Annotated in this window: 23 protein-coding genes; 10 read left to right on the top strand and 13 right to left on the bottom strand. The window is 59.0% G+C overall.

Going from position 1 to position 23,351, the window contains the following annotated elements; genetic code table 11:
* Positions 1-2: 2 nt before the first annotated feature.
* The 3 genes from KBP52_RS28040 to KBP52_RS28030 are packed head-to-tail and all read right to left on the bottom strand — an operon-like array spanning position 3 to position 3,834.
* The gene (locus tag KBP52_RS28040) at positions 3-1,085 is read right to left on the bottom strand and encodes a glycosyltransferase family 4 protein (protein WP_095124333.1); all 1,083 of its coding nucleotides are present in this window, start codon (positions 1,083-1,085) and stop codon (positions 3-5) included.
* A gap of 40 nt (positions 1,086-1,125) precedes the next feature.
* Entirely contained in the window at positions 1,126-3,354 is a 2,229-nt protein-coding gene (locus KBP52_RS28035) for a polysaccharide biosynthesis tyrosine autokinase (protein ID WP_077573817.1), read from the bottom strand.
* Positions 3,355-3,393: 39 nt separating this feature from the next.
* Positions 3,394-3,834, bottom strand: coding sequence for a low molecular weight protein-tyrosine-phosphatase (locus KBP52_RS28030; RefSeq protein ID WP_077573818.1), 441 nt, complete (start codon positions 3,832-3,834; stop codon positions 3,394-3,396).
* Positions 3,835-4,127: 293 nt separating this feature from the next.
* Here KBP52_RS28030 and KBP52_RS28025 point away from each other — a divergent pair, with 293 nt between their 5' ends.
* Both KBP52_RS28025 and tal read left to right on the top strand, forming a co-directional pair.
* Positions 4,128-5,084, top strand: coding sequence for a cellulase family glycosylhydrolase (locus tag KBP52_RS28025; RefSeq protein ID WP_212621406.1), 957 nt, complete (start codon positions 4,128-4,130; stop codon positions 5,082-5,084).
* A gap of 202 nt (positions 5,085-5,286) precedes the next feature.
* Positions 5,287-6,213 carry a transaldolase gene (gene tal / locus KBP52_RS28020; protein ID WP_038362268.1) on the top strand — a complete coding sequence of 309 codons (927 nt, stop codon included), beginning with the start codon at positions 5,287-5,289 and terminating at the stop codon, positions 6,211-6,213.
* Positions 6,214-6,412: 199 nt separating this feature from the next.
* Here tal and rssC read toward each other — a convergent pair whose 3' ends face one another.
* Entirely contained in the window at positions 6,413-6,895 is a 483-nt protein-coding gene (gene rssC, locus KBP52_RS28015) for an anti-sigma factor antagonist RssC (protein ID WP_003226553.1), read from the bottom strand.
* The gene (gene rssB / locus KBP52_RS28010; RefSeq protein ID WP_212621405.1) at positions 6,895-8,076 is read right to left on the bottom strand and encodes a two-component system response regulator RssB; all 1,182 of its coding nucleotides are present in this window, start codon (positions 8,074-8,076) and stop codon (positions 6,895-6,897) included. The genes rssC and rssB overlap by 1 nt, the downstream gene beginning before the upstream one ends.
* A 275-nt stretch (positions 8,077-8,351) precedes the next feature.
* On the opposite strand from rssB, the gene KBP52_RS28005 reads away from it, so the two are divergent.
* Complete coding sequence (locus KBP52_RS28005) at positions 8,352-8,651, top strand: PilZ domain-containing protein (RefSeq protein ID WP_102902253.1); 300 nt, start codon at positions 8,352-8,354, stop codon at positions 8,649-8,651.
* A 52-nt stretch (positions 8,652-8,703) separates the two neighbouring features.
* Here KBP52_RS28005 and KBP52_RS28000 read toward each other — a convergent pair whose 3' ends face one another.
* On the bottom strand, positions 8,704-9,393 hold the full coding sequence (locus KBP52_RS28000; protein ID WP_116030884.1) for a VacJ family lipoprotein: 690 nt from the start codon (positions 9,391-9,393) through the stop codon (positions 8,704-8,706).
* A gap of 198 nt (positions 9,394-9,591) precedes the next feature.
* Here KBP52_RS28000 and KBP52_RS27995 point away from each other — a divergent pair, with 198 nt between their 5' ends.
* Together KBP52_RS27995 and KBP52_RS27990 are read left to right on the top strand one after the other, a co-directional pair.
* Entirely contained in the window at positions 9,592-10,212 is a 621-nt protein-coding gene (locus KBP52_RS27995) for a phosphatase (RefSeq protein WP_077573822.1), read from the top strand.
* Positions 10,213-10,320: 108 nt separating this feature from the next.
* Positions 10,321-10,584, top strand: a complete 264-nt coding sequence (locus KBP52_RS27990; RefSeq protein WP_122596978.1) for a DUF4404 family protein — start codon at positions 10,321-10,323, stop codon at positions 10,582-10,584.
* Positions 10,585-10,757: 173 nt separating this feature from the next.
* On the opposite strand, the gene queF is transcribed toward KBP52_RS27990, so the two are convergent.
* Complete coding sequence (gene queF, locus KBP52_RS27985) at positions 10,758-11,588, bottom strand: NADPH-dependent 7-cyano-7-deazaguanine reductase QueF (RefSeq protein WP_116030886.1); 831 nt, start codon at positions 11,586-11,588, stop codon at positions 10,758-10,760.
* Between the two features lie 61 nt (positions 11,589-11,649).
* Positions 11,650-12,177, bottom strand: coding sequence for a cupredoxin family protein (locus KBP52_RS27980; RefSeq protein ID WP_116030888.1), 528 nt, complete (start codon positions 12,175-12,177; stop codon positions 11,650-11,652).
* Positions 12,178-12,341: 164 nt separating this feature from the next.
* On the opposite strand from KBP52_RS27980, the gene KBP52_RS27975 reads away from it, so the two are divergent.
* Together KBP52_RS27975 and KBP52_RS27970 are read left to right on the top strand one after the other, a co-directional pair.
* On the top strand, positions 12,342-13,022 hold the full coding sequence (locus KBP52_RS27975; RefSeq protein ID WP_212621404.1) for a heavy metal response regulator transcription factor: 681 nt from the start codon (positions 12,342-12,344) through the stop codon (positions 13,020-13,022).
* Complete coding sequence (locus KBP52_RS27970; RefSeq protein ID WP_212621403.1) at positions 13,022-14,371, top strand: heavy metal sensor histidine kinase; 1,350 nt, start codon at positions 13,022-13,024, stop codon at positions 14,369-14,371. The genes KBP52_RS27975 and KBP52_RS27970 overlap by 1 nt, the downstream gene beginning before the upstream one ends.
* A gap of 108 nt (positions 14,372-14,479) precedes the next feature.
* Here KBP52_RS27970 and KBP52_RS27965 read toward each other — a convergent pair whose 3' ends face one another.
* From KBP52_RS27965 to KBP52_RS27955, 3 genes are all read right to left on the bottom strand, one after another.
* A complete protein-coding gene (locus tag KBP52_RS27965) occupies positions 14,480-15,724 on the bottom strand; it encodes a lipoprotein-releasing ABC transporter permease subunit (protein WP_077573828.1) in 1,245 nt (414 codons plus the stop codon).
* Positions 15,725-15,787: 63 nt separating this feature from the next.
* Entirely contained in the window at positions 15,788-16,471 is a 684-nt protein-coding gene (gene lolD / locus KBP52_RS27960) for a lipoprotein-releasing ABC transporter ATP-binding protein LolD (protein WP_162835970.1), read from the bottom strand.
* 7 nt (positions 16,472-16,478) lie between these two features.
* A complete protein-coding gene (locus KBP52_RS27955; RefSeq protein WP_077573829.1) occupies positions 16,479-17,729 on the bottom strand; it encodes a lipoprotein-releasing ABC transporter permease subunit in 1,251 nt (416 codons plus the stop codon).
* A gap of 94 nt (positions 17,730-17,823) precedes the next feature.
* Between KBP52_RS27955 and KBP52_RS27950 the strand changes: the two genes are divergently transcribed.
* Complete coding sequence (locus KBP52_RS27950; RefSeq protein WP_034156427.1) at positions 17,824-18,405, top strand: PilZ domain-containing protein; 582 nt, start codon at positions 17,824-17,826, stop codon at positions 18,403-18,405.
* Positions 18,406-18,419: 14 nt separating this feature from the next.
* Positions 18,420-19,142, top strand: coding sequence for a glycerophosphodiester phosphodiesterase (locus KBP52_RS27945; protein WP_007910500.1), 723 nt, complete (start codon positions 18,420-18,422; stop codon positions 19,140-19,142).
* 42 nt (positions 19,143-19,184) lie between these two features.
* Here the strand turns inward: KBP52_RS27945 and sthA are convergent, their stop codons facing one another.
* Both sthA and KBP52_RS27935 read right to left on the bottom strand, forming a co-directional pair.
* The gene (gene sthA / locus KBP52_RS27940) at positions 19,185-20,579 is read right to left on the bottom strand and encodes a Si-specific NAD(P)(+) transhydrogenase (protein WP_007984277.1); all 1,395 of its coding nucleotides are present in this window, start codon (positions 20,577-20,579) and stop codon (positions 19,185-19,187) included.
* A 197-nt stretch (positions 20,580-20,776) separates the two neighbouring features.
* Entirely contained in the window at positions 20,777-21,721 is a 945-nt protein-coding gene (locus KBP52_RS27935) for an FAD:protein FMN transferase (RefSeq protein WP_249122219.1), read from the bottom strand.
* A 162-nt stretch (positions 21,722-21,883) separates the two neighbouring features.
* Here KBP52_RS27935 and KBP52_RS27930 point away from each other — a divergent pair, with 162 nt between their 5' ends.
* A complete protein-coding gene (locus KBP52_RS27930) occupies positions 21,884-23,185 on the top strand; it encodes an MFS transporter (protein WP_016986740.1) in 1,302 nt (433 codons plus the stop codon).
* Positions 23,186-23,351 lie beyond the last annotated feature (166 nt).

Here is a 23,351-nt window from a genome sequence, read left to right as displayed (position 1 = left end):
ACTTAAAAAGTGGGAGCGCGATACAGGTCGTAGGTCTGGCGAATCATCAACGCGGCGCTGAAACGCTCGCGGACGATGCTCCGTCCTTCGTTGCCGAGGTCGAGCAGGCGCGGCTTCTGGATGATCGTCAGCACGTCGGCCAATGCCTGGTGATCACCGGACGGGAAGACATAACCGGAGACTTCATTGGTGACCAGTTCCGGCAGCGAGGTGCAGTTGCTGGCAATCACCGGCAAACCCATGGCCATGCCTTCCAGCGGCACCATGGCGAAACCTTCCCAGCGACTCGGCACGATCAGCGCATCGGCTTTCTGGTACAGCGCCTGCACTTCGCTCGGCGTGACCCATGGCAGGTATTCAACAGAGTCCATCGGCGGGCACTCCACCGCGTCCTCGTTCACCGCGCTGCCGACCACGGTCAGCTTCAAGTCTTTGCGTTGCACGTTGGCGAAGGCCTTGAGCAGCACGTCGAAGCCTTTCTGATAATCGAGGCGACCGACGAAGAGCAGATGAATCGGCTCGGGACTCGCCGCTTTCGGCGCGTCGTCCTTGCGGTGAATGCCGTTATAGATCAGCTTCATGCGCTTGCGCTCGATGCCGAAGCGCGCGGCTTTGTCGAGTTCGTACTGGCTGACGCAAATGATCACGTCGGTGACTTTCTGCAGTACTCGCTCGATCCACGCATAGACTTTCTGCTTGGTCGGCGAGCTTTCCATCAGGAACGAAAACGCGTGTGGGCAGTAGACGATTTTCGGCTTGCGCCACGGTCGCAACAGCACACACACGCACCGGCCGATGACTCCGGAAAAGGTGCTGTGCAAATGCACCACGTCGGGTTTTTCCTTGAGCATCACCTGGGTCAGGCGCCAGGCAAAACGCAGTAGCGACGGCACATTGCGCCCGGTACGCGGGAAGGTGCGGATCTGTTGCGCGCCGATGCCGTGCAACTCTTTGGCCTGATCATCCGGAACCAGATACACCAGCTCGTAGTTCGCCGCATCGCCTTCAGGCGAAGCCGAAATCGTCCGGATCACCGTCGCGACGCCACCTTTGATCGTCTCTGCCACGTGCAGTATTTTCTTCACAAATCACCCACTTCAAACAGGAAAAAACAGTCGCTGACAGTCAGGATTTGTCGGACGCGTATTCGTAGTTGTAATAGCCGTAACCACCATTGCCGTAGTAGCTGGCGGCACGCTTCTCGACGCCGTTGAACACCGCGCCTTTGAGCTCGATGCCGTTCTGCGCGAAGCGGCGAATGGTCAGTTCGATCTCTTTGGCCGGGTTCACCCCGAAGCGCGTGACGATCAGGCTGATCCCGGCTTCACGGCCAACAATCGCCGCATCGGTCACCGCCAGCAGCGGCGGCGTATCGATGATCACTAGGTCGTAGCGTTCGCTCAGTTCCGCCAATAGCTCGCGGAAGTTGGCGTGCATCAATAGCTCGGAAGGATTCGGCGGTACCTGACCACGGCTGATGAAGTGCAGGTTGTCGATTTCGACTTTGTTGATCGCCTGGTCGATGCTGCAGCGCTTGACCAGCAGGTCGGACAAGCCGTTGGTGATCGGCGTGTTGAGGGTTTTGTGCAGATGACCTTTGCGCATGTCGGCATCGATCAGCACCACGCGCTGGCCGCTCAAAGCCATGACCGCGGCGAGGTTGGACGAGACGAACGTCTTGCCGACCTGCGGGCTCGGCCCGGAAATCATGATGCGGTTGTTGGTCGAATCGAGCCCGGCGAAATGCAGGCAGGTGCGCAGGCTGCGGATCGATTCGATCGACAGGTCGGTCGGGTTACGCAGGGCCAACAGATACGCCGGCTTGTCGACACCGTCGCGGGCGCGGCCTTTTTTGTTGTCTTCTTCATCCTGCAAGGCGCTGTACGGAATCGACGCGTACACCGGCAAACCGAGTTGTTCGATAGCTTCCGGGCCTTCCAGACCCCGGCTCAGGGATTTGCGCAGCAGCACCAGAGCGACGCCGACGAAGGCGCCGAGGAAGGTCGCAATCAACACAATCAGAGCTTTTTTCGGTTTGACCGGACTGGTCAGGTCGACGTCCGCTGCGTCGACCAGACGCACGTTACCCACGGCACCGGCGCGGACGATGTCCAGTTCCTGGGATTTGTTCAGCAACTGCGTGTAGATCTGCGAGGCCACTTCAACATCGCGGGTCAGGTTGAGCAATTCCTGCTGGGTCGCGGGCAGATCGCCGACCTTGCCTTCCAGCGACTTCTGTTGCTGGGTCAACTCGCCGATCTGGCTCATCAACGCGCGATAGGCCGGATGCTGTTTGGTGAACTTGCGGTCCATCTCCGCCTGCTGCATTTTCAGCTCGGAGATCCGCGTTTCCAGCGCCACCGACTGACCGAGCACCGACTGGGTTTCCAGCGAGATGTTCACGGTCTTGCCGTGGGTCTGGTAGGCGTTCAGCGCATCGCTGGCCTTGGCCAGATCACGTTTGACCTGCGGCAACTGGCTCTGCAGGAAAGCCAGACTCTGCGCCGCTTCCGCCGAGGTGCGGCGTACGTTCTGATCGACATAAAGCGCGGCGATCTTGTTGAGAATTTTCACCGCCTCAGCGGCGTCGCTGCTGGCCAGCGCCAGTTTGATAATCCCTGATTCCTTGCCCTGCTCGGAGATATCCAGCGCGTCCTGATAACCCTGAATGGTCACGATTCGCGGGTTGCGCACCACTTCGAAACGCGTGCCGGGGTTGGCCAGCAACTGGCTGATCTGCCCTTCTACACCGTCCTGCGCGAACGCTTCGCCGGCGACGCCTTCGACCAGCAGGTTGTCGTTGTCATCGAGCAACTGGAAGTGCTTCTGTTCGCCGGCGATCAGGGTGAGTTTCTTGCCCAACAGTTCTTTCGGCAGATTGAGCCGGGCAAACTCCAGGCGCTCACCGCCCCAGGCGTAACTGTTCAGGCCAAAACGCGGTGCGGCGACGCTGGTTTCGGTCTGGCCGCGATAACGCCGGGCGAGAAAGCCACCAATCATCGGGAAGGTGTTGGGGGTGACATCGATGTCCAGGCGCAAGTCGTCGACGGTTTTGCCGATCACTGCGCGGGATTTGATGATGCCGATTTCGGTCACCGACGGCGATTGCCCACCGAGCATGCTGTTGAGGTCGGAGAACCCGAGCATGTCGTTCTTTTTCGGCTCGACCTGCACCAGCGCATTCGCCAGGTACACGGGCGTGGCCAACACTGCGTAGGCCACACCGGTAACCATGAAGGCGCCGGTGAGCGCGCCGATCAACCATTTCTGGTCGATCAAACTGCCAAATATGCCGAGAAGATCAATACTGTCTTGATCATTGTCGCGGGTGCCGATGACGGACGGTAACTGCATAAGTCTGTTCTTACCATTCATTGATCTGAAGAATATTCATCAACGCGCGAGGCGTTGTGCCCATGAGCTGACAGCATCTTCAATCAATGCATGGGCATGAATAAAAGCGGCCTTGCCTTGACGATACGGATCTTGTATTTCGCGCTCGCTCTGCCACTTGCCGAGCAGAAATACTTTGCCTCTGGCATGAGAGGCAATCTTCAATACTTGATTAACATGCTGTTTTTCCATGACCAGAATCAGGTCTGATTCATTGACGATGTCTGCGGTCAGTTGCCGTGCGATGAAGCCTTCGGCGTTATGGCCATGGTCTTCGAGCACTTGGCGGGCGGACGCTTCGACGCCCTCGCCCACCCGTGCCGACAGGCCTGCGGAGGAGACGGTGATCGCTGAGGGGGCCAGCGCGTTACGCAGCATCAGTTCTGCCGTCGGGCTACGGCATATATTGCCCACGCAAACGACAAGGATCTTTCTGAACAAGGTTTTACTTTCCTGTGTAATGTCAAACGGCCAACATCCCGAGAGCAATTTAATGAACCCTCAGATCTTTGTTCACTCGGAAATAGATTCGCCCTGTTAGTACCGAAGCATTAAGTACCACAGCGTTTAAAAGCCCCCCAACCACTATTAACGGACTAAAAATAACTGTGATTTTCGGCTGATTGTTTTCCGACAAAAAATAACATTCGTGCACTTAGTGCCATCACCTCACTCGAAAATTGAGCAACGAGATCATTTATTCGCAGTTGTCACTTCTCTTCGGGAGAGCAGACATGAAAACAACACATCTCAAAAAACTCGGCGCGTTGGCACTGATGATGGCCGGGGCTGCAACTCAGGTTCACGCCAGCGAACTGTTTCCAAACCTTCCGGCGAAGAACATCGGCGTGCAGGTGAAGATCCAGAACTTCACGGCCGCCGACGCCGCGCAGATCAAATCGGCCGGATTCGGTTTTGTCCGCTTCGGTGTGTGGAGCGACAGCCTGACGGCCAAGGCTTATCAGAAACAGGTCAGCGATGCCTTTGCGGCGGCGCAATCTGCGGGCCTGCCGGTGTTGCTGACGGTCCGCGCGATCAAGGCGTTGCCCGCCACATCGAGCGCCGAGCTGACCACTGCCGGTGAAGGCTTCGCCAAAGCCGTGACGGGGCTTCAACAGTCGTACGGCGTGCAACTGGTGGCGATCGAGTTATGGAATGAACCGGACCTGGAAACCTACTGGCCGACGCGCAATTTCGACACCACGTTTGTGCCGTTCATGAGCGGCGTGTGCAAGGCGCTGCAAGAACAGCCGCCATCGACGCCGGTGATCGGTTACGGTTTCGCCCGCCCACCTAGCGCAGGTTCTGCTTCAACGGTGGCGCTGAGCCGCATCGTCAGCGAATACCCCAAATGCCTGAGCGCCGTGTCCTATCACCCCTACGGCATGACGGCTACGCAGATCAGCAACGCGCAGAACTTCATTCAGCAGAACTTTCATGTGCCCGGGATCATCAGTGAATGGGGTATCTCGGCACTGGCCTCCAACGGCGGGCCTGAAGGCCAAGCGAGCAAGATCAACGCGTTTATCGGCGATGTTAAAAAACTCAACATCCCGCTGACGTCCATTTATGAATGGAAGAACAGTGATTCCGGCAGTAACGACCGCGAGAAGAACTTCGGCCTGCTGACCTCCGACGGTCAGCCGAAACCGGCGCGCATGTCGGTCGAAGCCCTGTTGAACGCTCAATAGTGCGTGTACAACCGACCTGTACGCAGGTCGGTTGCTTTGAACCTGTTGGCCGTTTTGGCATCGTATTCATCGATACCGCGCCCCGCCTTTCAAACAATCGTTTTCAGGTTGTTGCCGCAGGGGCCATCGATACACGCACCTACCCTTGAGTGGCCGTCAGCGCTCGGGTAATGTCATCAGACCCATAGGACAGAGCACGCCCATGACTTCCAAGCTGGAACAACTCAAACAATTCACCACCGTTGTTGCCGACACCGGCGACTTCGAAGCGATCTCCCGGGTCAAACCGGTCGACGCCACCACCAACCCTTCCCTGCTGCTCAAAGCGGCGGCCATTCCGGCCTACGCCGAGCTGCTGAACGCCTGCGTCAGCGACTGCAAGGGCGATGTAGGCCTGGCCAGCGACCGTTTCGGCGTCGCAGTGGGTCAGGAAATTCTCAAAGTGATTCCGGGCCGTATCTCCACTGAAGTGGATGCACGCCTGTCGTTCGACAAGGACGCCGTGCTGAAACGCGCGCATCGCTTGATCGAGCTGTACGACAAGGCCGGCATTGGCCGTGATCGCGTATTGATCAAGATCGCTTCGACCTGGGAAGGCATCCGCGCCGCCGAAGTGCTGGAGAAGGAAGGCATCCAGACCAACCTGACCCTGCTGTTCTCCTTCGCTCAGGCCGCCGCTTGCGCTGACGCTGGCGTGTTCCTGATTTCGCCATTCGTTGGCCGCATCTACGACTGGTACAAGAAGGCCAACGGCAACGACTACACCGGTGCTGATGATCCGGGCGTACAGTCGGTTACCCGCATCTACAACTACTACAAGGCCAATGACTACAAGACCGTGGTCATGGGCGCGAGCTTCCGCAACCTCAATCAGATCGAGCAACTGGCCGGCTGCGACCGCCTGACCATCAGCCCGGACCTGATCGATAAACTGGCCGCCGACACCGGCAAGCTGGAGCGCAAACTGGCCCCGGGCAACGCCGGTGAAGCCCGTCTGAGCCTCAACGAAGCGCAGTTCCGCTGGTTGTCCAACGAAGACGCGATGGCCACTGAGAAACTGGCTGAGGGCATTCGTCAGTTTGCCCGCGACCAGGAGAAGCTTGAGGCGCTGCTGCAGGCCAAGCTGTGATGTGATTTTCTGAAATGCAAAAAGGGCGAACCTGTGAGGGTTCGCCCTTTTTTGTGGCTGCTGGGAAATTCCTGGTGATCTTGCGGCCGCTTTCGCGAGCAGGCTCGCTCCCACAGGGGGATTTGTGATCGACGCCGGGTCAGTGTGGGAGCGAGCCTGCTCGCGAAGGGGCCAGCCCAGACAACATCACGTCATGAGATCAATGCCGCTCGAGGGCATTCACCAGGTCATGAAACGCTTCACGATTGGAGTCGTTGAGGCCCATGAGGATCTTGTGCGCTTCGAGCACCTTGATCCGCACCACTTCTTCCGACTGGTCCTGATCCGGCAGATCGTCCAGGCACTCCGGGCATGGCACCGGGTGGTTGACGATGTTGAACACCTGCTCGAAACCCATCGATTGCAACAGACGGGTGATGTCTTCGTGGGTGGTGACGACAGTCGGCAGCAGGCCGACCTTCTGCCGCGACAGGATCGACAGTTTGGCCAACAGGCCCAACGTCGTGCTGTCGATGCTGCGGGTTTCGGTCAAATCGATCACGATCGCGTTGAAATTCAGCGCGGTGAAGATTTTCTCAATAGTCGCATCCAACGCCGAACACAGGGTCAGGCGAACTTCACCGACGAACTTCAGGACGAAGGTGCCGTCCTGCTCGGCGAACTGGATTCTACCGGTACTCATTAAAGATTCCTGCTCAACACCAACAGGGCGATATCATCCGGCATCTCCCCTAGCGTGGCCAATCCAAACACTTGCCGCAGACCATCCAGGCTGCCGCCCGCCGACTTCACCCGTTGAGGCAAAGCGGCTTCTTTTTCTTTGAGCGTAGGTTCTGGCAAAAGATCCAGAATGCCATCGGACATCAGCGTCAGGCTGAACGTCGGCGGCAGCTCAAGCACGCGGTCTTCGTAGGTGGCTTCATTGAAGAGCCCCACCGGCAGACCACGCCCTTCGAGATAACGAACACTGTCAGGCGTGTACAACACAGGCAACGGCAGATGGCCGCCGATGCTATAGGTCAACAAACCGGTCTCCTCGTCGATGACTCCACCGACCATTGTGACGTGTTTACCCAGCTTACAACTGATCAGCCCCCGGTTGATATGACCAAGGACTTCCGAAGGCTTGAATTCCGGCAAAGTGCCGTTGCGCTTGGATTCGAACAGCAAGCGCGTGGTCATGAACTTCAGCAGCACAGTGACGAAGGCTGAAGAGGCGCCATGACCGGAGACATCAGCCAGGTAAAACGCGACCCGGCGCTCGTCGACACGGAAATAGTCGACAAAATCACCCGACAGATACAACGACGGGATGATCTGGTGCGCGAACTTGAACTCGTCGATGCTCCACGGGCTTTCCGGCAGCATGTTCATCTGCACCTGGCGACCGGCGTTCTGGTCTTCCTGGAGCAGGTTCAGGCTGGCCTCAAGCTCGCGGTTGGCCTTTTCCAGCTTCTCGCGGTAGCGCTGGTTTTCCAGCAGCAGGCGCGCACGATCCAGGGCCCGGCGCACAGAGTGCTCGAGCACAGCCAGATCTTCGAGAGGCTTGATCAGGTAGTCCGCTGCGCCCAGGCGCAGGGCTTCGACCGCGTCGTTCATCACGCCGGCACCCGACACCACGATCACCGGCGTCTGCGGTGACCGCTCGGTGACCTGACGGATCAGTTCGAGACCGCCCATCTGCGGCATGCGCAGATCGCAGATGACCAGGTCGGGCGTGTCTTGCTCGAATACCTGAAGACCCTGTTGGCCGTTGCTGGCCTGCAGGACGCTGAAACCACTGTCTTCCAAATAGGCCGCGAGGCTCGCGCGCACTACTTCGTCATCATCGATTATCAGCAGCGTGGCACTGGTTTTTGGCATGTGGGCAAACGGCGCCAGAATTAGGTTGGCGTAGTTGGCGGGGCATCGGGCCCTGCGCAGACTACTGGATTCGCTTTCTAGCCTCTCTGCTGCACCGCTTTCGAGCATTGGCTACAAACGCGGTTACACCAGAGGTGCCCTTCTAAGGCGCAGACGGTACTCCCATCCGCAGAGCGTTTCAAGCATGCGCCGATGGTCGCTTGACGACTTTACTTGTCAAATCACCGAGAGTTATAAGAACAGCTCAAACCGTAACCCAATGGAAGGACGAACCTATGAGTCAAACCAGTCGGGACTACAGCGAAAAGCGCGATTTCATCCGCATGCGGGTCGATGCCGATGTCGTGTTGATTCATGAAGGCGATGAGGTTTCAGGTGTGTGCATCGACCTCTCCAGCAGTGGCATGCAGGTCGAAGCGCCGCGCCAGTTCGCGGTTGGCGACCGTTTGAGCGTACGCATCGACTCCGATCACGCCGCACTCAGCGGCCTTGAGGCCGAGACCGAAGTGGTCTGGATTCGAGCACAGGATGGCGGCGGCCAGAAACTCGGTCTGACCATTCTGAAGATGAAATAGCTACACACAAAAAAGGCGACCCTGAGGTCGCCTTCCTTTTTACCGGTCGCGATTAAAAATCGTCTTCGACCTGGCCATCCTTCACTTTGAACTCGCGGTTCTGCAAGTAAGCGTTGCGGATGAAGGTGTACTTGTCGCCGCTGATCAGCTTTTCGCTCGACAGCAGGCTGGCGCGGGTGTCGACGATGTTCAGGCCGAAGATCGAGTTACGGGTAGGCACGTGGTCGATGTAGCGGTACATACCGGTGTAGCTGTCGACGTACTTGGAAGGCGCATCACGCAAAGTGCTCGGCCCCATCAGCGGCAGCATCACGTATGGACCGCTACCTACGCCCCAGTAACCGAGGGTCTGACCGAAGTCTTCGTCGCTGCGGTTCAGGCCCATTTTGGTGCCGACATCAAAGAAGCCGAGCAGACCAAACGTGGTGTTGAAGATCAGACGCGCAGTGTCAACGCCAGCAGCGGCCGGTTTGGCCTGCAGGATGTTGTTGGCAAGGTTGGTGACATCACCGACGTTGCGGAACATGTTGTGAATGCCGTCTTCGAGGAACTGCGGAGTCACGAACTCGTAACCCTGCGCCAGTGGCTTCAGCGCGTAGGTGTCAACAAAGTCGTTGAACTCGAAGATAGGACGGTTGACGCTTTCCCAAGGGTCTTCTTCCGTTGCCGCCTGAGTGGCGAACGGAGCCAGCAACAGGCCGGCACATACACAAAGCTGAGCGAGCGGATTGCTCCAGCGCATAGAAAAACTCCTTGGATTTGTACTGTCGCGGACATCTGGGTCCGGGTGTTCAGGCCGCTAGTATAAGCGTAAAAGGCCGTTTGGGCAGTCGGCCAATTGTGCAAAGTTGTAGGACGCCTCCCACGCCGCGTTTCACATAGCCGTCACGCAACTGTCACCTGGAATGACTAGCCTTATCGCTATTTCAAGGACGCTGCCATGACACACGCCGAAACCTTGCCCGTCGCCGCGCCGAGCCTGACCGCTGTACTGTTTGGACTCAGCGGTTGTCTGGTGGATTTCGGTGCTCGCGCTCGTCTGAATACCGTCGCCCGGCCCGAATATGCCGAGGCCACGCCGGGCGCGCTCGACAGTCTGCACATTTTGCAGCGCCAGCAGATTCCCTGCGCCTGGCTGGATGAACTGCCCCCTGCCCTCGCCCAATCGTTATCAAACTCGCTACCGGCCTGGATCAAACCCGCGCAATATTCGGCAACAATCAATCCATGGCCTGCGCCGAACGCTTGCTGGCAGGCCCTGATGGATCTGAACGTCAGCAGTCTGGACGGTTGCGTATTGGTCAGCGGTGAGCCGCGCCTGTTGCAGGCCGGCCTGAATGCCGGGCTGTGGACCATCGGCCTCGCCTCCTGCGGCTCGCTGTGCGGCCTGGCGCCGGGGGAATGGCAAGCGCTGAGCCAGAAAGAACGCGAACAACTGCGTGGCAAGGCGACGATGCAACTATTCGGCCTCGGCGTGCATTCGGTCATCGATCATCTGGGCGAGCTCGACACCTGTCTCGCCGACATCAGCCTGCGCCGGCTCAAAGGCGAAAAGCCCTGATCGGGATCATGCAGGTTTGCCGGGAGTGGATTAATCTAAAGGTCAGCCATAGACCTTTGGCGCGCGGCTGCGGTCAATGCCAGTGCCTATTGATAAAAGGAAACCACCATGCCCGCCCAAGAACTGCAAAAACAGCTGAATGCCCTGCGCGAGCAACTGGAGCAGAATCCGCCGCTGTCGGAAGTTGAGCGTGAAGACCTGCGTGTGCTGATGGCGCAAATTGAGTCCGAAATTCAACTGGAAAATGCCACTCAAGACGCCAGCATCGCCGATGGCGTGAATCTGGCGGTTGAACGCTTCGAAGTCGAACACCCAGCGATTGCCGGCACCCTGCGCAATATCGTCAACGCGCTGGGCAGCATGGGGATCTGATTCCCCCCGAAACGCAAAAAGCCCTGCCATCACTGGCAGGGCTTTTTCATGTCTACGATTTGCAATGCATTCCCCTGTGGGAGTGAGCCTGCTCGCGATAGCGGTGTGTCAGTTAACACCATCTTCAACTGACACACCGCTATCGCGAGCAGGCTCACTCCTACAGTTGATCTTTATTGACGCACCAGCCGATGGTTCGGCAGCTGTACGCTTTCAGTGCTGCGATACGGGTTGATATCCAGACCGCCACGACGCACGTAACGTGCAAACACCGTCAGTTTCTCAGGCTTCAGCAAGCGCTGCAGATCGAGAAAAATCCGCTCCACACACTGCTCATGGAAGTCCGAGTGCTGACGGAAGCTGACGATATATTCCAGCAGACTCGCATGATCCAGCGCCGAGCCACGATATTCCACCACCACAGTGCCCCAGTCCGGCTGACTGGTCACCGGGCAGTTGGATTTGAGCAGATGGCTATACACCGTCTCTTCAACAATCCGCGATTCATCGCAACGCAGCAGTTCCGGGCGCGGATGCTCATAGTTGCTGACACTGATATCCAGATCGTCGATGCACACGCCGGGCAACGCCACGACGCCCTCCGCTTCAACGTCCTTCAGGCTGCGAACCCGCACGCCCACCGGTTTGCCGGCGGCGGCAGACAAATCCTTGACCAGCGTCGCTTCCAATGTCGCGATGTCGGCAAACGCCGTCTGGTTCAGCGAGTTCAGGTACAGCTTGAACGACTTCGACTCGATGATATTCGGCGAGTCCGCCGGAATGCTGAATTCGCCAATCGCCACCACCGGTTTGCCCGACGGCAACAGCCACGACAGCTCGAAGCAGTTCCAGAAATCCACACCTTTATACGGCAGGGTTTCGGCGGTCAGACCCAGCTCGGCCCATTTCGCGGTGCGCGGAATCGGGAACAGCAGGGACGGCGTGTACGTGGCGATGTATTCGCTGGATTTGCCCAGCGGCGAGTGTTCGGCTGCGGGATGCATGGCGGAAACCTGACTGAATAATCAGCGGATTCTACCAGCCTTTGCCCGCGCCTTTGAGTGCTTACTGACTGACAGTCAGTTTGCCGACCATGCCCGCCTGATAATGCCCGGGAATATTGCAGGCGAATTCCAGGCTGGTGGCCTTGCTGAAGGTCCAGGTCAGCTCGGCAGTCTTGCCCGGCTCGACCAGCACGCTGTTGGGGTCGTCGTGCTTCATGCCATGGCCCATCGCTGCGTGATCCATCCCCGCCATATCGTGGGACATTTCTTTCATGCCGGTAGGCGTAAGCATGCCGCTCTGCTGCATTTGCAACATTTCCTGCTGGTGTCTGGCGTGCATCGCCGCGTCGCCGAGGTTGAATTCGTGCAACAACTGGCCTTTATTCACCAGCACAAAGCGAACGGTCTCACCGGCCTTGATCTGAATGGCTTTCGGATCAAACGACATATCACCCATCACCACTTCGATGCTGCGCGTGGCTTTGGCGGCAGGCGCTGGCTGGCCGAAGTCATAGGTGTGCGCGGGAGCTGCAAACGCCGACGAACTCATTGCCAACAAACAGAAGGCCAAGGATTGGCGTAAAAACATGGTCGTTCTCCAACAAGATAAGGTTCAGCCTGTGGGAAACTTTAGCCGGCCTGCGCTGGCATCTACCTGACAGGCAGATTACAACTTTGTCAGGTTGGCGCCTGTCGCCTGCTCTCAAGGTATAAAGCTTTCCTTTCTACACCCCGAACAAAACCGAGTCGCCCATGAAACTGTTGATCGTCGAAGACCAAGCGAAAACCGGCCAATACCTGCGCCAGGGCCTGACCGAGGCCGGGTTCAATACGGAGCTGGTGGCCGACGGCAACAGCGGTCAGCAACTGGCATTGAGCGGTGATTACGCGCTGTTGATTCTCGACGTGATGCTGCCGGGCCGCAGCGGCTGGCAGATTCTGCACGCGGTGCGCAGCGCCGGGCTGGATACGCCGGTACTTTTTCTGACGGCCAAAGACGCGGTGGAGGACAGGGTTCACGGCCTCGAACTCGGCGCCGACGACTACCTCGTCAAACCGTTCGCTTTCTCCGAACTACTGGCGCGGGTGCGCAGCCTGTTGCGACGCGGCAGCGCCACACCGCAGGAAACCAGCCTGCAACTGGCCGACCTGCGTCTGGATCTGATCCGCCGCCGCGTGGAGCGCAGCAGCCAGCGTATCGACCTGACCGCCAAGGAGTTTGCCCTTCTGGAAATGCTCCTTCGCCGTCAGGGTGAGGTGCTGCCGAAATCGCTGATCGCCTCACAGGTCTGGGACATGAATTTCGACAGCGACACCAATGTCATCGAAGTGGCGATCCGCCGATTGCGTCTGAAAATCGATGACGAATTCCCCAACAAACTGATCCACACCGTGCGCGGCATGGGTTACGTGCTCGAAGAGCGTGGCGCCTGATGCGTCGGTTGTCCCTCAGTTCGCGCCTGGCCTTGTTGTTTGCTGCGTGCACCGCCGTGGTTTCACTGTTCGCCGGCGTGCTGTTCAATCGCGCCAGCGAGGCGCACTTCATTGAACTCGACCAGCAGCAACTGGACGGCAAGCTGATCGGCCTGCGCCGCGCTTTGCAGGATCTTCAACCCGGCCAACGTGAAGCACGGCTGGCGGATGAGCTGAGTCGCCAGGCCGATCTGTCGTTGCGCATTACCGGCGCCGACGGCCAGCGCTGGTATGACAGTTCGACGCAAATCCCCAAGGATTTACCGCAGCAAACCGGTCTGTCGACGATCAGCAACGACGGTACCGATTACCGCGTACTCAACGCCCCGCTCTACCCGGAAAAACCCGACTCGCCGCAATTGTCCTTGTTGCTGGACATCACCCATCACCAGCACTTCCTGCAGCGCATGCAACATCTGATCTGGCTGACCGTCGGCCTCTCGGCGCTTGCCACTGCTTTGCTCGGTGCCTGGGCCGCACGCAGCGGCTTGCGGCCATTGCGGCGCATGAGTGCAGTCGCCCGTGGGATTTCCGCACAATCGCTGAATGCCCGACTACCAGAAGAACAAATCCCGCCAGAGCTTGCGGAAATGGCCCACAGCTTCAACGCCATGCTCGCACGCCTCGACGACTCGTTTCAGCGGCTCTCGGCGTTTTCCGCCGACATCGCCCATGAACTGCGCACCCCACTGTCGAACCTGCTGACCCACACTCAGGTCACCCTCACCCGCCCACGGCCGATCGAGGATTACCGCGAAGCGCTGCACAGCAACCTCGAAGAGCTGCAATGGATGGCGCAACTGGTCAACGACATGTTGTACCTGGCCAAGGCTGACCACGGTTTGCTGATGCCCAAGCGTGAACCGCTGGAGTTGGCGGACGAGACCGATGTGCTTTTGGAGTTTTTTGCACCGTTGGCGGAGGACGCCGGGATCAAACTACGTCGTGAGGGCAACGCGCGGATTGAGGGTGATCGCAGCATGTTGCGCCGAGCCTTGTCGAATTTGCTGGATAACGCGCTGCGCTTTACCCCGGCTGAAGGCTATGTGAGTTTACGGATCGTTGATCAACCGAGCGCTGTGCGCATTTCAGTCGAGAACAGTGGCGAGGGAGTTTCTGCGCAGTTGCTGCCGCGGCTGTTCGACCGGTTTTATCGGGCCAATCCGGCGCGGCAGGAAGGCAGCAGTGAGCATGCGGGGTTGGGGTTGGCGATTACTCAATCCATCGTCCGCGCTCATGGTGGGCAGATTCGTTGCGAATCTGAAGCGGGATGGACGCGGTTTGTGATTGAGTTGCCCAAGGGAGATTGAGGCCAGCAGTTCCGGCCCCTTCGCGAGCAGGCTCGCTCCCACATTGGATCTGCGTCGTTCACAAATCCCCTGTGGGAGCGAGCCTGCTCGCGAAAGCGGTCTAAAGGTTTACGAATATCTCAGGGCGTGAGCCGGCTCGATCTTCGCCGCCCGCCAGGCCGGATACACCGTCGCCAGGAAGCTGAGAATAAAGCCCGCCGAGCAGATCAACAGCACATCCCCAGCCTGCAATTCCGACGGCAAATTGCTGACGAAATACACATCCGAACTGAAGATGTGTTGCCCGCTGACTCGCTCGATCCAGCCCACGATCTGACTGACATTCAGTGCCGCAATCACGCCGAGCACACCGCCAATGATCGTACCGACAATGCCGATCACCGTGCCCTGCACCATGAAGATCGCCATGATCTGCCGTGGCGTGGCGCCGATGGTACGGAGGATCGCGATATCCGCGCCCTTGTCATTCACCACCATGATCAGGGTCGCGATGATGTTGAACGCCGCCACCGCGACGATCATCAGCAACAACAGGCCGATCATGGTTTTTTCCATTTTCATCGCGCTGAACAGGCTGCCCTGGGTGTGGGTCCAGTCATCAGCCTTGAACTCGGCGCCCAACCCGGCAGCGATGTCCGAGGAGACTTTCGGCGCGGCGTACAGGTCTTTCACCGCCAGGCGCACGCTCTGCACCTGATTCGGTTCCCAATGCTGCATGGTCGCGGCATCGGCGACGTGGATCAGGCCCATCGAGCCGTCCAGTTCAGCACCAACCTTGAACACGCCGACCACGTTCAGTCGCTGCATACGCGGGGTGATGCCACCCGGCGCGGTGCTGACTTCCGGGACGATCAGGGTGATTTTGTCGCCGACATTGAGGCGGAAACGTCGTGCGGTGATTTCACCAATCACCACGCCGAACTCGCCCGGTTTCAAGGCATCCAGACGCCCCTGCACAATGTGCTGGGCAACGATCGACACCTTGCCTTCCTGCGCCGGATCGACGCCACTGATCTGGATCGGCTGCATCAGGCCCTTATAGGAGAGCATGCCTTCCATCTCGGTGAACGGCACGGCGGCAGTCACTTCAGGATTCTTCATCGCGGCGGCAGCCACTGGCTGCCAGTCATCAATCGGCTTTACACCAACGATGGTCGCGTGCGGCACCATGCCGAGGATGCGCGAGCTCATTTCGCGCTGGAAGCCGTTCATCACCGACAACACCACGATCATCGCCAGCACGCCGAGGGCGAGGCCGATCATCGAGGTCATCGAAATGAACGAAACAAAGCGATTGCGGCGCTTGGCGCGGGTATAGCGCGTGCCGATAAAGATCGATAACGGTCTGAACATTCGCTGGGGCACCGTATAAAAATAAAAGACCCGACGCCTTTGCAGGCGCCGGGTTTCAGCCAATCAGATAGGCGTGAGGCAACCTTCTTGCAGGTGCAGCACACGGTCCATCTGGCGAGCCAGGTTCATGTCGTGGGTCACCACCAGGAACGCCGTGCGCATGGAGGTGCTGAGTTCCAGCATCAAATCCTGAATGCCTTGCGCGGTGTGGGAGTCGAGGTTGCCAGTCGGCTCATCGAGCATCACCAGACCCGGCTTGTTCACCAAGGCTCGGGCGATGGCCACACGTTGACGCTCACCACCGGACAGTTCCGCCGGTTTGTGCTCCAGACGATGGCCGAGGCCGACGCGCTCGAGCAACGCGGTGGCGCGCTGACGGGCTTCCGGAATTGGCGTCTTGCCGATCAGCAGCGGCATGCAGACGTTTTCCAGCGCGGTGAATTCCGGCAGCAAGTGGTGGAACTGGTAAACGAAACCGAGGGCACGGTTACGCAGCAGGCCACGCTTCTTCTCACTCAGTGCCGACAGTTCTTCACCGTCGAGCCAGACGCTGCCCTTGGTCGGTGTGTCCAGACCACCGAGCAGGTTGAGCAAAGTACTTTTGCCGGAACCCGAGGTGCCGACGATCGCCACTCGCTCGCCCGGGTGCAACTCCAGTTGCAAGCCGGCCAGCACTTCTACCGATTCCGGGCCTTCCTCGTAGGATTTGCCCAGGTTGCGGCAGCTCAAGATTGCTTGTTCACTCATGCCCGACTCACTCATAACGTAGCGCCTCCGCCGGCTGGGTGCGCGCGGCACGCCAGGCGGGATACAGGGTGGCGAGGAAACTCAGAACCAACGCCGCCGCACAGACCATGACCACGTCCTGGCTCTGCACCTGCGACGGAAGATAATCAATGAAATACACGTCAGCATTAAGGAATTTGTGGCCGATCAGGCCTTCCAGCGCCGAGATCGCCGCGCTGACATTAAGCGCCGCGAGAATCCCGAGCACCGCGCCAATCGCCGTGCCGACCACACCGATCACCGTGCCTTGCACCATGAACGTGCGCATGATCGTGCCCGGCGTCGCGCCCAACGTACGCAGAATGGCGATGTCGCCCTTTTTGTCGTTGACCACCATCACCAGCGTGGAAATGATGTTGAACGCAGCGACAGCGACGATCAGCAGCAACAGCAGGCCGATCATGGCTTTTTCCATGCGGATCGCCTGATACAGATTGCCATGGGTGCGGGTCCAGTCTCGGGCGTAATAATGGTCTTCGCCAAGCTGCTGGGCGATGTTCCACGCCACACGCGGTGCCTGGAACAAGTCATCGAACTTCAGGCGGATGCCCTGCACCTGATCCGGCTTCCAGCGGTGCATCTTCGCCAGATCCTGCAGGTTGGTGACGCCCAGATAGCCGTCGAGCTCGCCGGCGCCGACATGGAAGATGCCGACCACGGTGAAGCGCTTCATGCGCGGAAACATCCCGGCCGGGGTCACGCTGACCTCCGGCGCGACGAAGGTGACCTTGTCACCGATGCCCACGCCGAGCTTGGTCGCGGCCTTGTCGCCGATGACGATGCCGAAGCTGCCCGGCGTCAAATCGTCGAGTTTGCCCTGCTTCATGAAGTTGTCGATGATCGACACGTTACGCTCAAGCGCAGGGTCGATGGCGTTGAGCAACACCTTGGACACCTGACCGTTATTGGTCAGCAGGCCCTGCATCTGGGTGAACGGCGCAACCGCCGTCACCTGCGGGTTCTGCTTAACCTGGGTCGCCAGGCTTTGCCAATCGTTGATCGGCTCAGTGGATTCAATGGTCGCGTGGGGCACCATGCCCAGCACGCGGGTGCGCATCTCATGATCGAAGCCATTCATCACCGAGAGCACGACGATCATCACGACCACGCCAAGGGCGAGCCCGATCATCGAAGTCAGGGAAATGAATGACACAAAATGATTGCGACGCTTTGCACGGGTATAACGCGTGCCGATAAATACGAAGAGAGGTCTGAACATGTCGGGGCTTGTTCGGAGGGAAAAGGAACGTCCTTGTGGCGGGGGTCGATAACCAGCTTTACACTCAGACCACCGCCGCTACCATGGGTTCGCCATGTCGACATTAGATGAAGAAGATCGCCGCGAATACTACCGTATCGAGGACACGATCGCACTGGAAATTCGGCCCCTGTCCGCTCCCGAAGCCGCAGGCCAGGAAGTGTTGCAGGATGCTTCCCCACTCTTCAACCTGCTCAGCGAACTGCACCTGAGCGAATTCGAGTCGCAGCACCTGTTGCGCCAGATCAGCGAGCGCGACCGGGCCATCGCCGCGTTCCTGAAATCCCAGAACAAGCGCATCGACCTGCTCAGCCAGGTGGTCGCCCTGACCGTGCTCGGCCATATCGGCGAGCCGCAACCGGTGATCATCTCCGAAGGCGGGATCGACTTTCAGCACCCGACACCGATTGCCACCGGTGCACACCTGTCGGTGAAACTGGTGCTGATGCCGCAAGCGCTGGGCCTGTTGCTGCGCGCACGCGTCACCCATTGCGACCGCAAGGGCGAGGGGTACGACGTTGGCACCGAGTTCGAACACTTGACCGACGCCCAGCGCCAATTGCTCGCCCGCTATATCTTGCAGAAGCAGGCCCAGGAACGACGTCTGGCCCGCGAACAGAACGAATCTGGCATTTAACTTAAGGAAGCACCGTGACCCTCATCTATGGCCACCGCGGCGCCAAGGGCGAAGCACCGGAAAACACCCTGAGCAGTTTTCAGGAATGCCTCAAGCACGGCGTGCGCCGCTGTGAACTCGATCTGCACCTGTCCAAGGACGGCGAGTTGATGGTCATCCACGACCCGACCCTCAAACGCACCACGGAACGCCGCGGCAAGGTCGTCGAGCACACGGCCGCCGAACTGGTCACTTACGACGCGCGCAAGGGCGGCCCCGGCTGGATCAAGCCGTGCCCGATTCCGACGCTGGAAGAGTTGTTCGAGAAGTGCGATTTCGAGCACTGGCAGCTGGAAGTCAAAAGCGCTTCACGCACTCGCGCGGCAACCACGGTGCTGGCGATTCGTGAAATGGCCCAACGGCATGGCCTGCTCGACAAGGTGACCATTACCTCGAGTTCGCGGGAAGTGCTGAAAGCAGCGCTGGATCTGGTGCCGGATGTGTCGCGCGGACTGGTCGCCGAATATGCCTGGCTCGATCCGTTGAAGGTCGCCGCCAGCTATGGCTGTGAGATTCTTGCGCTGAACTGGACGCTGTGTACGCCGGAACGCCTGCAGAAGGCGCAGCGTCAGGGGCTGCATGTGTCGGTGTGGACCGTCAACGAGCCTGCGCTGATGCGCAGACTCGCCGACTTCGGCGTTGACAGCCTGATTACAGACTTTCCCGGTTTGGCCACTGCCACCCTCGAGAATTGCTGAAATCGGTCTCCCCGGCCGGCTCAGGCCACCGGCCGGAGCCCGTCAAAAAAGCCGGTTGAGGCCGTCGTACGCCGCTACCCGATAGGCTTCGGCCATGGTCGGGTAGTTGAACGTCGTATTGACGAAATACTTCAGGGTGTTCAGTTCGCCCGGCTGGTTCATGATCGCCTGACCGATGTGGACGATCTCCGACGCCTGATAACCGAAGCAGTGAACGCCGAGCACTTCCAGGGTTTCACGGTGGAACAGGATCTTCAGCATGCCTTGCGGCTCACCGGCGATCTGCGCACGCGCCATGCTCTTGAAGAACGCTTTGCCGACTTCATACGGCACTTTGGCCTGGGTCAGCTCCTGCTCGTTCTTGCCGATCGAGCTGATCTCCGGAATGGTGTAAATGCCGGTCGGCACGTCATTCACAAAGCGCCAGCTACCGTTATCGACAATGCTGCCAGCGGCCGAACGACCCTGGTCGTGGGCGGCACTGGCCAGGCTCGGCCAGCCAATCACGTCGCCGGCACCGTAGATGTTCGGCACGCAGGTGCGGTAAGCCTCATCGACTTCGATCTGGCCACGGCTGTTGACCTTGACGCCGATGTTTTCCAGACCCAATTGATCGGTGTTACCGGTACGGCCGTTGCACCAGAGCAAGGCGTCGGCCTTGATCTTCTTGCCGGACTTGAGGTGCAGGATCACGCCGTTGTCGACGCCTTCAACGCGATCGTAATCTTCGTTGTGGCGCACGGTGATGTTGTTGTTGCTGAAGTGGTAGCTCAACGCCTGGGAGATTTCCGAGTCGAGGAAGCTCAGCAACTGACCACGGTTATCGACCAGTTCAACCAGTACACCCAGACCACTGAAGATCGACGCGTATTCACAACCGATCACGCCGGCGCCGTAAACAATCAGTTTGCGCGGGGTGTGGCCGAGGCTGAGGATGGTGTCGCTATCGTAGATACGCGGGTGGTGGAAATCGATATCCGCCGGGCGATACGGGCGCGAGCCGGTGGCGATGATGATGTGCTTGGCCACCAGTTTCTCGACCACACCGTTGGCGCAGACCACTTCGATGGTTTGTTCGTCGGCGAAGCTGCCGGTGCCGAAGAACACGTCGACGCGGTTACGGGCGTAGTAGCCGGTACGCGAAGCGACTTGTTTGGAAATGACTTTCTCGGCGCTTTTCAACACGTCCGGGAAGGAGAACCAGCGCGGCTCGCCGATCGCCCGGAACATGGGATTGGTGTTGAACTGCATGATCTGCCGCACCGAGTGACGCAGTGCCTTGGACGGGATGGTGCCGAGGTGGGTGCAGTTGCCGCCGACCTGGCGACGGCTGTCGACCATCGCGACCTTGCGCCCTGCTTTGGCGGCGTTCATTGCCGCGCCTTCTCCCGCCGGGCCGGAACCCAGCACCACCACGTCGTAGTTGTAGACAGCCATGCGTACTCCTCAGAACAGGCCGCGGTGCCAGCAGCACCGGCGGCTAAATCACGCCGAACGGCGGCGCGAAGGAACAATTGGGGGTCAATCAAGAACCCGGACACAGTCTATAGAAGCGTCAACGCCGCGCACATTAACCCTTGGTCGCGTCGTAGGCTACTTTTGCCTGCACTACAACGCCAGCTTTCGTATTGTTCTCAGTCAGTTTTCTTGCCACTGAGGCGTTCGAAAGCCGCGTTGATGCGGACGACAAAACCTGTATCGGCACGAATCACAAAGAATGCACCAATGTCATGTTTTTCGGCATAGTCCCACGCCCTTTCGGGGCCGAGAATCAGCAACAGCGTCGATAGTCCATCGGCCATCAGCGCTGAAGGATGAATTACCGTGACTGACGCCAGGTCGTGTAGGACCGGTGCCCCCGTGCGGGCATCAAAGGTGTGGGAATAGCGCCGGCCGTCCTGCAGGAAATAGTTGCGGTAGTCGCCGGAGGTGGAAACGCCATAGCCGTCGACATCGATGATGCGCTCGGCGACTTGTTGATCGTCGCGGGGTTCTTCCAGGGCGATGCGCCACGATGAGCCGTCAAGCTTGCGACCCTTTGCCTTTAACTCACCCGTCGCTTCAGCGAGGTAATCGTGAATGCCCAATGCGTCGAGCCTGGCGGCGATGGTGTCGACGGCATAACCGGCGGCGATGCTGTTGAAGTCGACCTCGACGGCGGCATCCTTGCACAACTGATCGCCACTGATATGCAGATGCTGGTGACCGACTCGCTGCATCACTTCGGCCAGCGCAGCGGCGTCAGGGACTTTCTCTTCGCGGCCTTGTGGGCCAAAGCCCCAGAGGTTCATCAGCGGTTCAACGGTCAGGTCGTAGGAGCCTTCGCTTTGCGCTGACAGCTGTTCGCCTGTGCGGACCAATTCGAGTACCGACGCAGGCATTTTCTGACAGCTGTTGGCGGGCAAAGCGTCGAAGCGCTCGATGTCCGAATCATTGCGATAGGTGGACAACTGCCGATCGACTTCGCCGAGGATGCCCTCCACTTCACTGCGAACCTGCTTCACCCCAGGCATGCCAGCGTGACGCACGTACTTGATTGAATACGTGCTGCCCATGGTCGGCCCACCGAAATTCTCCATGGAATCGCCATTGCCGCAGCCCACCAAAAGACCTGCCAACACCACAAGCCAAAGCCATCGTCCAGTGAACAATTATTCATCTCCCTGCAAAACCGCGACGGCCATTATGAATTAAAGGATCTGCAACATCTTTATACAAAATCCAATAGCGAGTACCTGAACATGTCCTCCACCACGGGCAAAGGCAAAGCGATCTTTCGCGTTGTCAGCGGCAACTTTCTCGAAATGTTCGACTTCATGGTCTATGGCTTTTACGCCACGGCCATCGCCAAAACCTTCTTCCCCACCGACAGTGCCTTCGCCTCGCTGATGCTTTCGCTGGCGACCTTCGGCGCGGGCTTCCTGATGCGTCCGCTGGGGGCGATTTTCCTCGGCGCCTACATCGACCGTCATGGCCGCCGCCAAGGCTTGATCATCACCCTCGCGCTGATGGCTGCCGGTACGGTACTGATTGCCTGCGTTCCGGGCTACGCCACCCTCGGCGTCGCCGCGCCGCTGATCGTACTGTTCGGTCGTTTGCTGCAAGGCTTCTCGGCCGGCGTGGAGCTGGGTGGCGTGTCAGTGTATCTGGCTGAGATTGCCACACCGGGCCGCAAGGGCTTCTTCGTCAGCTGGCAGTCTGCGAGCCAGCAAGCGGCAGTGGTCTTCGCCGGCCTGCTGGGCGTCGGCCTCAACCACTGGCTGAGTCCGGAACAAATGGGTGATTGGGGCTGGCGTGTGCCGTTCCTGATCGGCTGCATGATTGTGCCGGTGATCTTCGTCATTCGCCGCTCGCTGGAGGAAACCCCGGAATTCCAGGCGCGGAAACACCGCCCTACCCTGCGGGAAATTGTCCGCTCGATCGGGCAGAACTTTGGCATTGTCATCGCCGGCATGGCGTTGGTGGTGATGACCACGGTGTCGTTCTACCTGATCACCGCGTACACCCCGACCTTCGGCAAAGCCGAGCTGCACCTGTCGGATTTCGACGCATTGCTGGTGACGGTGTGCATCGGCCTGTCGAACTTCTTCTGGTTGCCGGTGATGGGCTCGGTGTCTGACAAGATCGGCCGAAAACCCTTACTGCTGGCAGCGACGATTCTGGCGATCCTGACCGCTTACCCTGCCCTGTCGTGGCTGGTGGCGAACCCGAGCTTCAGCCATTTGCTGATCGTCGAGTTGTGGTTGTCGTTCCTGTACGGCTCATACAACGGCGCGATGGTGGTGGCGCTGACCGAGATCATGCCGGTGGAAGTGCGTACGACCGGGTTTTCGCTGGCCTATAGCCTGGCGACGGCAACCTTCGGCGGGTTTACCCCGGCGGCGTGCACGTATCTGATTCATGTGCTGGATAACAAGGCTGCTCCGGGGATCTGGCTCAGTGGCGCGGCGGTGTTGGGGCTGATTGCGACGCTGGTGTTGTTCCGTGGCAATAAACATGAACTGCGCACGGCGCAGGCGGCTATACCCGGCGGCGCCCGATAAATCGCTTTCGCGAGCAGGCTCGCTCCCACAGGGGATTTTCTGAGCGACACAGATCCAGTGTGGGAGCGAGCCTGCTCGCGAAGGGGCCGGTACTGACAACACAGCTCTAAAAGGCACACAAACAAAAACGCCCCGACCAAAGCCGGGGCGTTTTCATGTGTAGCTA

This window comes from Pseudomonas sp. SCA2728.1_7, assembly GCF_018138145.1.
Classification (GTDB): domain Bacteria; phylum Pseudomonadota; class Gammaproteobacteria; order Pseudomonadales; family Pseudomonadaceae; genus Aquipseudomonas; species Aquipseudomonas koreensis_A.
This window is presented reverse-complemented; position numbering and strand designations above follow the sequence as displayed.